The 9,942-nt window shown below is 73.9% G+C and carries 12 protein-coding genes and 1 pseudogene; 8 read left to right on the top strand and 5 right to left on the bottom strand.

What is annotated here, in order from left to right; all coding sequences use genetic code 11:
• From C2142_RS40495 to C2142_RS28780, 6 genes and pseudogenes are all read left to right on the top strand, one after another.
• Positions 1 to 280: pseudogene (locus C2142_RS40495) on the top strand (sulfate adenylyltransferase small subunit); the annotation flags it as partial.
• Positions 281 to 1,489: a GTP-binding protein gene (locus tag C2142_RS28800; RefSeq protein ID WP_241002834.1), complete on the top strand. Its 1,209-nt coding sequence runs from the start codon at positions 281 to 283 to the stop codon at positions 1,487 to 1,489.
• A gap of 186 nt (positions 1,490 to 1,675) precedes the next feature.
• Positions 1,676 to 2,839: an aliphatic sulfonate ABC transporter substrate-binding protein gene (locus tag C2142_RS28795; protein ID WP_148645637.1), complete on the top strand. Its 1,164-nt coding sequence runs from the start codon at positions 1,676 to 1,678 to the stop codon at positions 2,837 to 2,839.
• Between the two features lie 221 nt (positions 2,840 to 3,060).
• Positions 3,061 to 3,864, top strand: a complete 804-nt coding sequence (locus C2142_RS28790) for an ABC transporter ATP-binding protein (protein WP_148645636.1) — start codon at positions 3,061 to 3,063, stop codon at positions 3,862 to 3,864.
• On the top strand, positions 3,851 to 4,759 hold the full coding sequence (locus C2142_RS28785; RefSeq protein ID WP_148645635.1) for an ABC transporter permease: 909 nt from the start codon (positions 3,851 to 3,853) through the stop codon (positions 4,757 to 4,759). Before C2142_RS28790 ends, C2142_RS28785 begins: the two co-directional genes overlap by 14 nt.
• Positions 4,760 to 4,769: 10 nt before the next feature.
• Positions 4,770 to 5,564 carry a CbiX/SirB N-terminal domain-containing protein gene (locus C2142_RS28780; protein ID WP_241002833.1) on the top strand — a complete coding sequence of 265 codons (795 nt, stop codon included), beginning with the start codon at positions 4,770 to 4,772 and terminating at the stop codon, positions 5,562 to 5,564.
• Here the strand turns inward: C2142_RS28780 and C2142_RS28775 are convergent.
• Both C2142_RS28775 and C2142_RS28770 read right to left on the bottom strand, forming a co-directional pair.
• A complete protein-coding gene (locus C2142_RS28775; RefSeq protein WP_241002832.1) occupies positions 5,554 to 5,712 on the bottom strand; it encodes a hypothetical protein in 159 nt (52 codons plus the stop codon). The two genes, C2142_RS28780 and C2142_RS28775, sit on opposite strands and share 11 nt — an antisense overlap.
• Positions 5,713 to 5,798: 86 nt before the next feature.
• A complete protein-coding gene (locus C2142_RS28770; RefSeq protein ID WP_148645634.1) occupies positions 5,799 to 6,809 on the bottom strand; it encodes an SMP-30/gluconolactonase/LRE family protein in 1,011 nt (336 codons plus the stop codon).
• Between the two features lie 119 nt (positions 6,810 to 6,928).
• Here C2142_RS28770 and C2142_RS28765 point away from each other — a divergent pair, with 119 nt between their 5' ends.
• A complete protein-coding gene (locus C2142_RS28765; protein WP_148645633.1) occupies positions 6,929 to 7,777 on the top strand; it encodes a helix-turn-helix transcriptional regulator in 849 nt (282 codons plus the stop codon).
• Between the two features lie 121 nt (positions 7,778 to 7,898).
• Here the strand turns inward: C2142_RS28765 and C2142_RS28760 are convergent, their stop codons facing one another.
• Together C2142_RS28760 and C2142_RS28755 are read right to left on the bottom strand one after the other, a co-directional pair.
• The gene (locus C2142_RS28760) at positions 7,899 to 8,222 is read right to left on the bottom strand and encodes a multidrug efflux SMR transporter (RefSeq protein ID WP_148645632.1); all 324 of its coding nucleotides are present in this window, start codon (positions 8,220 to 8,222) and stop codon (positions 7,899 to 7,901) included.
• 4 nt (positions 8,223 to 8,226) lie between these two features.
• Positions 8,227 to 8,898, bottom strand: coding sequence for an NAD(P)H-dependent oxidoreductase (locus C2142_RS28755; RefSeq protein WP_148645631.1), 672 nt, complete (start codon positions 8,896 to 8,898; stop codon positions 8,227 to 8,229).
• Positions 8,899 to 9,028: 130 nt separating this feature from the next.
• Between C2142_RS28755 and C2142_RS28750 the strand changes: the two genes are divergently transcribed.
• Positions 9,029 to 9,631, top strand: a complete 603-nt coding sequence (locus tag C2142_RS28750) for a TetR/AcrR family transcriptional regulator (RefSeq protein ID WP_241002831.1) — start codon at positions 9,029 to 9,031, stop codon at positions 9,629 to 9,631.
• A gap of 93 nt (positions 9,632 to 9,724) precedes the next feature.
• On the opposite strand, the gene C2142_RS28745 is transcribed toward C2142_RS28750, so the two are convergent.
• The coding region (locus C2142_RS28745; RefSeq protein ID WP_162600490.1) for an RICIN domain-containing protein at positions 9,725 to 9,942 on the bottom strand (218 nt) is incomplete at its 5' end.

Raw genomic sequence — 9,942 nt, 5'->3', positions numbered from 1 at the left:
CGCGCACGAGCGCGACGTCTTCTCCCGGGGCGGCATGTGGCTGACCGCCGGCGAGTGGGGCGGCCCCAAGGAGAACGAGCCCCTCCAGCGGCGCCTGATCCGCTACCGCACGGTCGGCGACATGTCCTGCACCGGCGCCGTCGACTCCGACGCCACCGACATCCAGGCCGTCATCGCCGAGATCGCCGCCAGCCGCCTCACCGAGCGCGGCGCCACCCGCGCCGACGACAAACTCTCCGAGGCCGCGATGGAAGACCGCAAGCGCGAGGGATACTTCTAAATGACCACCACCACCCAGACCAGCGCCACCTCCCTGCTGCGCTTCGCCACCGCCGGATCCGTCGACGACGGCAAGTCCACCCTGGTCGGCCGTCTGCTGCACGACTCCAAATCGGTGCTGGCCGACCAGCTGGAGGCCGTCGAGCGCGCCTCCCTGAACCGCGGCCAGGAGACCCCCGACCTCGCGCTGCTCACCGACGGCCTGCGCGCCGAACGCGAGCAGGGCATCACCATCGACGTCGCCTACCGCTACTTCGCCACCCCACGGCGGCGGTTCATCCTCGCCGACACCCCCGGGCACGTGCAGTACACCCGGAACATGGTGACCGGCGCCTCCACCGCCGAACTGGCCGTCGTCCTGGTCGACGCCCGCAACGGCGTGGTCGAGCAGACCCGCCGGCACGCCGCCGTCGCCGCACTACTGCGCGTGCCGCACGTGGTGCTGGCCGTCAACAAGATGGACCTCACCGAGTACGCGGAACCCGTCTTCGCCGCCATCGCCGCCGAGTTCACCGCCTACGCCGCCTCACTCGGCGTCAAGGACGTGGTGGCCGTCCCGATCTCCGCACTCGCCGGCGACAACGTGGTCGAGCCGTCCGCCCACATGGACTGGTACGGCGGCCCCACCCTGCTGGAACACCTGGAAACGGTCCCGGTCGGCAGCGACCCGAGCATCGAACCGGCCCGCTTCCCCGTCCAGTACGTGATCCGCCCGCAGACCGACGAGCACCCCGACTACCGCGGCTACGCCGGACAGCTGGCCTCCGGCGTACTGCGGGTCGGCGACCCGGTGACGGTACTCCCCTCCGGCCACACCACCACCGTCGCCGGCATCGACGCACTCGGCCGGCCCACCGACATCGCCTGGGCCCCCCAGTCCGTCACCGTCCGCCTCACCGACGACATCGACATCTCCCGGGGCGACCTCATCGCGGCCGGACCGGCCCCCGTCCCCACCAAGGACATCGAGGCCACCGTCAGCCACCTCAGCGAGCGGCCACTGCGCGTCGGCGCCAAGGTGCTCCTCAAGCACACCACCCGCACCGTGCGCGCACTGGTCAAGGAGATCTCCTACCGGATCGACATCGACACACTGGAACAGCGCGACGCACCCGACGGCCTGGACGCCAACGACATCGGCCACGTGGTATGGACAAGGAAGGCGGCCGCATCGGCAGCGGCGTCCTCGGCAGTGGCCAGGGCGGCCTGACCCGATGTGTGGGCCGACAGGGCTGAGAACGCCCTGTCACCGGGCCGGCCGCTGTCCAACCCCACAGCTGGCACAGCAGCGCCGTCCCGGCTTGCCCGGCATCCCCCGATGCCGCAAGCACAACCTTGACCGACTTCCGCCCTGAGACCGCCTCCTGACGGTCCGTCCGTGAACAGGACTCCGCCCATGGCACCGAACCAGGCACTTCCCCATACCCCGACCCGCCCCGACGCCGGCCGGATCAGACGCTCCGCCGCGGCCGTCGTGGCCGGCCTCACCGCCGTGGCGCTGCTCTCCGCCTGCGGCTACGGCTCGAAGAGCGAGGACAAGAAGACCGGCTCCGCGGCGCCCGCGGGCGACTCGGCCTCCGGCTCCGGCGCGAAGCTCTCCGCCGACACGGTCAAGATCGGCTACTTCGCCAACCTGACCCACGGCACCCCGCTGGTCGGTCTCCAGGAGGGCCTGTTCCAGAAGGAGCTGGGCGCCACCCAGGTCAAGACCCAGGTCTTCAACGCGGGCCCGGCCGAGATCGAGGCGCTGAACGCCGGCTCGATCGACATCGGGTGGATCGGCCCCTCCCCCGCGATCAACGGCTTCACCAAGTCCGAGGGCAAGTCGCTGAAGATCATCAGCGGTTCGGCCTCCGGCGGCGTCAAGCTGGTCGTCAACCCGGACAAGATCACCTCCCTGGACGACCTCAAGGGCAAGAAGATCGCCACCCCGCAGCTGGGCAACACCCAGGACGTGGCGCTCCTCAACTACCTGGCCGGCAAGGGCTACAAGGTCGACGCGCAGTCCGGCGCCGGCGACGTCAGCGTGATCCGCTCGGACAACAAGGTCACCCCGGACGCCTACAAGCAGGGCTCGATCGACGGCGCCTGGGTGCCCGAGCCGACCGCGTCCAAGCTGGTCACCCTCGGCGCGAAGGTCCTGCTCAACGAGAAGGACGTCTGGCCGGACAAGAAGTTCGTGATCACCAACATCATCGTCTCGCAGAAGTTCCTCGCGGAGCACCCGGACGTGGTGGAGGCCGTGCTGCGCGGCTCGGTGAACACCAACGCCTTCATCAAGGCCAACCCGGACAAGGCCAAGGCCGACGCCAACGAGGCCATCAAGAAGGAGGCCGGCAACGCGCTGGAGCCGGCCGTCCTCGACCCGGCCTGGCAGGACATCGACTTCCTGGACGACCCGCTGGCCTCCACCCTGCAGGCCGAGGCCGACCACGCCGTCACCGCGGGCCTGCTCAAGAAGCCGAGCCTGAACGGCATCTACGACCTGACGCTGCTGAACAAGGTGCTCGCGGCCAAGGGCCAGAGCCCGGTGGCGGACGCCGGCCTCGGTACCAAGTAGCACCCGGCAGTACCGTTCGGCCCGCGCTCCCAAGCTCCGCGGTCCGGCCCCCGCCCTCCCGGTCGATGCCCGATCGATGCCCCAGGCACAGGGACGGGCGGGGCCGGACCCCGGCTCCCGCTTCGCCACCCTTCCCTCCCGGCCCGCCAACGGACGGGAGGGGCCCATGACCGCCCCCAGCCTCCGGCTGGGAGGTGCCCCCAGATGCAGGAGGTGCCCGGATGTCCCCGGCACTGACCACCTCGGACGACGCCGCCGGCGTCGGCACCCGCGACGGCGCGCCCGCCGTCCGGATCTCGCACGTGCACAAGTCCTTCGGTCGTCCCGGCGCGCAGACCCACGTCCTGGACGACATCACCCTCGATGTCGCGCCCGGCGAGTTCGTCACGCTGCTCGGCGCCTCGGGCTGCGGCAAGTCCACCCTGCTCAACCTGGTCGCCGACCTCGACAAGCCCACCCGCGGCACGATCGAGGTGACCGGGGGTCGCCCGGCGCTGATGTTCCAGGAGCACGCGCTGTTCCCCTGGCTCACGGCCGGCAAGAACATCGAGCTCGCCCTCAAGCTCGCCGGCGTCCCCCGCCCCGAGCGCAGGGCCGAGGCCGAACGGCTGCTCGAACTGGTCCGCCTCCAGGGCTCGTACGGCAAGCGCGTGCACGAGCTCTCCGGCGGCATGCGCCAGCGGGTCGCGATGGCCCGCGCACTCGCCCAGGGCGGCTCGGTGCTGCTCATGGACGAGCCGTTCGCCGCACTCGACGCCATCACCCGGGACGTCCTGCACGACGAGATCACCCGGATCTGGGCCGAGCGCAAGCTGTCCGTCCTGTTCGTCACCCACAACGTGCGGGAGGCCGTCCGGCTCGCCCAGCGCGTGGTGCTGCTCTCCTCCCGCCCCGGCCGCGTGGCGCGCGAGTGGCGGATCGACCTGCCGCAGCCGCGCCGGATCGAGTCCGCCGGCGTCGCCGACCTGTCCATCGAGATCACCGAAGAACTTCGTGGGGAGATCCGCCGCCATGGCCAGCACTGACACCACCCCCGTCCTGGACAAGGCCGCCACGCCCGGAACGGACACCGCCGACGTCGGCGCCGGCCTGGACGCCCTCGACGCCGTCTCCGCGCAGCGCACCTCCTTCGGCGAGGTGTTCCGGCAGAAGGCGCTGCCGCCGCTGCTCGGCGTGGTCCTGGTGCTCGCCCTCTGGCAGGGCGCGTACAGCCTGCACGTCACCACCGCCTACAAGCTGCCCAGCCCGGCCGACGTCTGGGGCGCCCTCGGGGACCTCTGGACCGCCGGCACGCTGTTCTCGATCATCTGGACCAGCGTCTGGCGCGGCCTTTCCGGCTTCCTGATAGCCCTCGTCATCGGCACCCCGATCGGCCTGCTGGTCGCCCGGGTCAGGCCGGTGCGGGCCGCGCTCGGCCCCGTCCTCTCCGGCCTCCAGTCGCTGCCCTCGGTCGCCTGGGTGCCGGCCGCCGTCATCTGGCTCGGCATCAACGACTCGATGATGTACGCGGTCATCCTGCTCGGCGCCGTCCCGTCCATCGCCAACGGCCTGGTGGCCGGCATCGACCAGGTCCCGCCGCTGTTCCTGCGGGCCGGGCGCACCATCGGCGCCACCGGCCTCGCGGGCGCGCGGCACATCCTGCTGCCGGCCGCACTGCCCGGCTACCTGGCCGGCCTCAAGCAGGGCTGGGCGTTCTCCTGGCGCTCGCTGATGGCCGCCGAGCTCGTCGCCTCCTCCCCCGACCTGGGCCTCGGCCTCGGCCGGTACCTGGAGAACCAGCGCGAGTTCTCCGACATGGCGGGCGTGCTGCTCGGCATCATCCTCATCCTGTTCGTCGGCATCGCCATCGAACTGCTGGTGTTCACCCCGGTCGAGCGCCGGGTCCTGCGCAACCGCGGCCTGCTGGCCGCCGTCAAGTAAGGCGCCTCCCGTGCACGAAGGCCGGCTGTCCGCCGCCCCCGCCACCGCGGTGGCGGCGGGCGGCCCCGCCCTGCTGCTGATCGCCCACGGCAGCCGCGACCCGCGGCACGCCGCGACGGTCGCCGCGCTGGTCGCCGAGGTCCGGGCGCTGCGCCCCGGGCTGGAGGTCGCCACCGCCTACCTCGACCACTGCGCGCCGCGGATCCCGCAGGTGGTCTCCCGGCTCGCCGGGGCCGGCGCGGACGCCGTGGCCGTGCCGCTGCTGCTCAACCGGGCCTTCCACGCCAAGCACGACATCCCTGCCGCGCTGCGCGCCGCCGGGGCGGGCCTGCCGGTCGCGGACGTGCTCGGGCCCTCCCCGCTGCTGCTCGACACCCTGGACCGCCGCCTCGCCGAGGCCGGGCTCGACCTCGCCTCCCCCGCCGTCCGCGCCCGCACCGGCGTCGTCCTGGCCGCCGCCGGCTCCTCCGACCCGGCCGCTGACGCCGCCACCCGCGCGGTCGCCGCCGAGTGGCGCCGCACCCGCGGCTGGGCCGCCGTCGAGGTCGCCTACGCCTCCGCCGCCGGCCCCCGTGTCCCCGACGCCGTCGCCGCGCTGCGCCGCGCCGGCGCCGCCGAGGTGGCCGTCTCCCCCTACCTGCTCGCCCCGGGCCGTCTCCCCGACCGGATCGCCGGGGCCGCCGCCGGCTCCGCCGACCTCCTCGCCGACGTCCTCGGCGCGGCCCCCGAACTCGCCCGCCTGCTCCTCGCCCGCTACGACCGGGCCCGGGCACTGGCAGCGGCTGCCCCCGCGCTCACCGCCTGAGGCCGGAGCGCGGCGCGCCCGCTCGGGCGTGGTCCAGGATGCCGTACTCGTCGAGGTCCGGAGCGTGCCTGGCCACGGTGCGGTAGTCCGCATCGTCGTGGAGGACGGTGGGGCCGTGGTGGGCGGCCGTCGCCGCGATCGAGATCAACCGCGGAGGCATTCCGGTGCTGCCCGGCAAAGGAGGCCGGCGCGGCCCGGCCGGGGAGTGGCCCCCGGCCGGGCGCCGCGCTCCGGTCAGATCCGGCGCAGGGTGAACGCGTCGGCGGGCTTGCCGGCCAGGGCGAGGTCGAGGCGGGCGGAGAGCACGTAGGTGGCTCCGGCGGGGCCGGGGGTCACCGCGGTGGGGACGAGATCGGCCCAGGGGCGGACGGGGGCCAGCCGGGCGGTGCGCCAGTGGTCGTCGGAGCGCAGCTCGACCTCGGCGTCCCGGCCGGCCCCCAGGAGGGCGTTGGTGACGCCGGCGATCCCGCCGTCCGGACGGCCTGTCAGACCGTCCAGGTGCAGCAGTGCGCCCGCGTCACCGCGGACCTCGATCCGCCGCAGCCCGGCCGGGTTGTGGACGGGGATCTGCCAGAGCGTGCCGTCGTCCCACTTGCCGATGACGAGCCGGCCGTCCCGGTAGACGATGCCGTTGAGTCCGTAGCCGCCGGGCTGCGGGGCCAGCCGGTCGTCACGGACGAGGACGGACGCCTTGCCGTCCACCCCGACCCGGTAGACGACCGGGGCGAAGGAGTCGGTGACGTAGGCGGTGCCGTCGGGGCCGAAGGCCACGTCGTTGGCGACGTGCGGGCCGCCGTCCCCGGCGACGGCGGCGAGGTCGGTGTAGAAGATCCGCCGCCCGGTCTCCAGGTCGTAGGCGCCGAGCCCGCCGATCCGGCCGACCGTCGCGGGGGTGCTGCGGTCGCCGACGCCGTTGTCCATGTTGACGGCCAGGACGCGGCCGCGGGCGGCGTCCACGTGCAGACCGGCGATCTGCACCAGCACGTCCGGGTCGTCGACCAGGGTGCGGACCGAGCCGTCGGTGGCGACGGCGCAGACGGTGCCGTGGCCCATCGAGCCGAGCAGGAAGCGGTGGTGCGCCGGGTCCCAGGTCGCGCCCTCGGGGACGAACTTCGGGGCGTGCCCCTGGATCACCGCCGGGGCCCGGTGCGCGGGCGCGGCGGCGGCGGGCAGCGCACCCGCGGTGCCGAGCAGGACGGTGGCCACCGCGGCGGCGACCAGGGTGCGGCGGAACTGACGGTGCATCGGGATTCCCCCTGTGAGGTTTGCGTGATCCGCTGACGGATCAAGCTTCGCGGGGCGTCCCGGCCCGCAGCAGTGCGTGGGGATACTGGTAGTACGACTACCAGGGGAGTGCGGGGGAGATGAGCGACGCGGAGGTCCGCCGCAAGGCGCTGTCGAGCTTCCTGCGCAGCCGGCGGGCCCGGCTGACGCCGGAGGAGGTCGGCATGGCACCGGGGGTGCGGCGGCGCACACCGGGGCTGCGGCGGGAGGAGCTGGCGCTGCTCGCCGGGGTCGGGGTGACCTGGTACACGTGGCTGGAGCAGGGACGGCAGATCAACCCCTCTCCGGAGGTGCTGGCCAGCCTGGCGCGGACGCTGAGGCTGGACCGGGCGGAGACGGCGTACCTGTTCCGGCTGGCCGGGAGCCACCCGCGGGAGGCCGGCATCGAGGTGCCGGAGGAGGTCCCGACGGCGCTGCTGCGGCTGATGCACGCGCAGTGGCCGGCGCCGGCCTTCGTGATGGACGCGGACTGGGACGTCCGGGCGTGGAACCCGGGCGCGGAGGCGTTGTTCAGGATCTCCCGGCTGGAACCGGACGAGTGCAACCTGGCCTGGGTGGTGTTCGCCGATCCCGTCAACCGGGCCCGGACGGTGGACTGGGAGCGGCACGCGCGCCGGATCCTGGCGCAGTTGCGTTCCGCGTACGCCGAGCGGGGCGGTGACGGCGCCCCGCAGGCGCGGCGGCTGGCCCGGCTGATCGGGCGGCTGCGGGCGGCGTCGCCGGAGGCGGACCGCTGGCTGGACGAGCACCAGGTGCAGGAGCGGGCCGGGGTGGAGAAGGACGTGCTGCACGAGGAGCTGGGCCTGCTGAGGATCGATCAGTTGGTGCTCCGGGCCGAGGGCGGCCTGCAGTTGGTGGTGCTGTCGCCGCGGGACGCGGAGACGGGCGAGCGCCTGCGCGACCTCGCTCCGGCCGCCGCGGCGGTGTGAGCGGCCGGTCCCGGGGGCCGCGGGGCCTCCCCTGGCGCCCCCACCCGCTGTGGCTCCACCCGCCGAGGGGGCCCGGCCGTGTTGGCCCGTGCCGCCGGACCCCCGGCGGGCGGCGGCCGCATCAGTGGGCGGTCGTGCCGAGGTGGACGGTGATCAGGCCGGCGGTGATGAGGACGAGCCCGGCCAGGGCGACCGGGGACGGGGTCTCGTGGCGCAGGACGAGGCCGGTCAGAACGGTGCCGATGGTGCCGATGCCGGTGAAGACGGCGTAGCCGGTGCCGGTCGGGAGGTCCTGGAGGGCGCGGCCGAGCAGGTAGACGGCGCCGAGCATGAGGACGAGGCAGAGCGCGGTCTGCGGGAGCCGGGTGAACCCCTCGGTCGGCTTGATGGACTGTGCCCAGGCGACCTCGACGACGCCCGCCAGCAGCAGCCAGATCCACGGCACGGTCTCAGCCCTCCCGGGGGATGCGGTGGCCCGCCAGCTTCGCGCCGAGCTCCCCGGCCCGGTGCAGCGCGCCGGCCGCGGATTCCTGGTGCTGCGTGCGGCGGCCGGCCAGCCCCGGGTCGACCAGTGAGTTGACCAGTTCGGCGGCAACGACCTCGCCGTCCTCCACCGCGTAGTGGCCGCGGAAGAAGTCGAGCAGGTAGCGGCCGTGGTGGTCGAAGGGCTCGCGCGGGGTGCCGGGACCGTACGCGCCTCCGCGGCCGGCGACGACCACGAACTTCCGGGGCGCGAGGACCATCTTCGGGAAGGTGACCTGGTCGATCCAGGCCTTGAGGGCCGCGGGGATGCCGAAGTTGTACATCGGCGCGCCGATCAGCACGACGTCCGCCGCGACCAGCTCGTCGAGCAGCGGCCGGACGAGGGCCCAGGCCTCCCGCTCCTGTGCGGTGCGGACGGCCTCGCCGTACCGGGCGATGTCGGTGATGCCCTCGCGCAGCAGGGTGTCGCAGATCCGGGTCCAGCCCTCGCCGATCGGTGGCACCGGTTGGGCGGCGAGGTCGCGGTGGACGACCTCGCCCCCGCCGGCGTCGCGCCAGGCGGTGGTGAAGGCGTCGCCGAGGCGGCGGGAGAAGGAGTCGGTGCGGGCGCTGCTGTTCAGGTACAGGAGTGTGGACACGGTGAACCCCCCGGTGGAGTTGGGCGTGGCAAGGCCGGAGCAACAAGTGGACACACTGTCCGCTTGCTTCCACCCAGCACGATAGGAGGCAAGTGGACGCTGTGTCCACTTGCCTCCTATCGTGGAGCCCGTGACCGAACTCCCGCTGGCCGACGGCCGCCCGCCGCGCGAACGGGCCGACGCCGCCCGCAACCGCGCCAGGATCCTGGCCGCCGCCGAGCGGCTCTTCGCCGCGGGCGACCCCGCCTGCGTGACCATGGACGACATCGCCAGGGCCGCCGGCATCGGCCGCGGCACGCTCTACCGCCGCTACCCGGACCGCGCGTCCATCGCCCGCGCCCTGCTCGACGAGCACGAGCGGGCCCTCCAGGAGCGGCTGCTGCGCGGCGCGGCGCCGCTCGGCCCGGGCGGGGCCGACGGGCCGGAGCCCGCCCCGGCCGAGCGGCTGGCCGCCTTCTACGCGGCAATGGTGGAACTGCTGGAGACCCACGTCCACCTGGTGCTCGGCGCGGAGACCGGAGCGGCGCGCTACCGGACCGGCGCCTACGCCTTCTGGCGGCTGCACGTCGCCCATCTGGCCCGCCGGGCCGGCCTCACGGATCCGGACACCGTCGCCGACCAGCTCCTCGCCCCGCTCGCCCCCGAGCTCTTCCGCCACCAGCGCGACGCCGGCCTCAGTCCCGAGCGCATCGCGGCGGGCCTGGCCGTCCTGGCCCGCCGCGTGCTCGGGTAGCCCTGCACCGGCGAGCCGTTCCGGGCCCGAACCACGCGGCCCGGCCTCCCCCGCGGGCGAGGGGAGACCGGGCTCGGCCGTGCTGTCACGTCATTACGCGGGCGCGTGCCAGAGCTGGTTGGCCGTGTTGTTGAAGTCCCAGATCTGCGCGAGCGCGCCGTTGGCGGTGTCCCAGCCCCGGACGTCCAGGGCGCGGCCGGACTTCACGTTGATGATCGCGCCGTCGGCCCGGACCTTCCACTGCTGGCTGATCGCGCCGTTGCACTGCCACATGTGCACCGGCGTGCCGTTGTCGGTCCGCCCGCTGGTCC

Origin of the sequence: Streptomyces sp. CB01881, from assembly GCF_002953255.1 — a bacterium.
Lineage (GTDB): Bacteria > Actinomycetota > Actinomycetes > Streptomycetales > Streptomycetaceae > Kitasatospora.
This window is presented reverse-complemented; position numbering and strand designations above follow the sequence as displayed.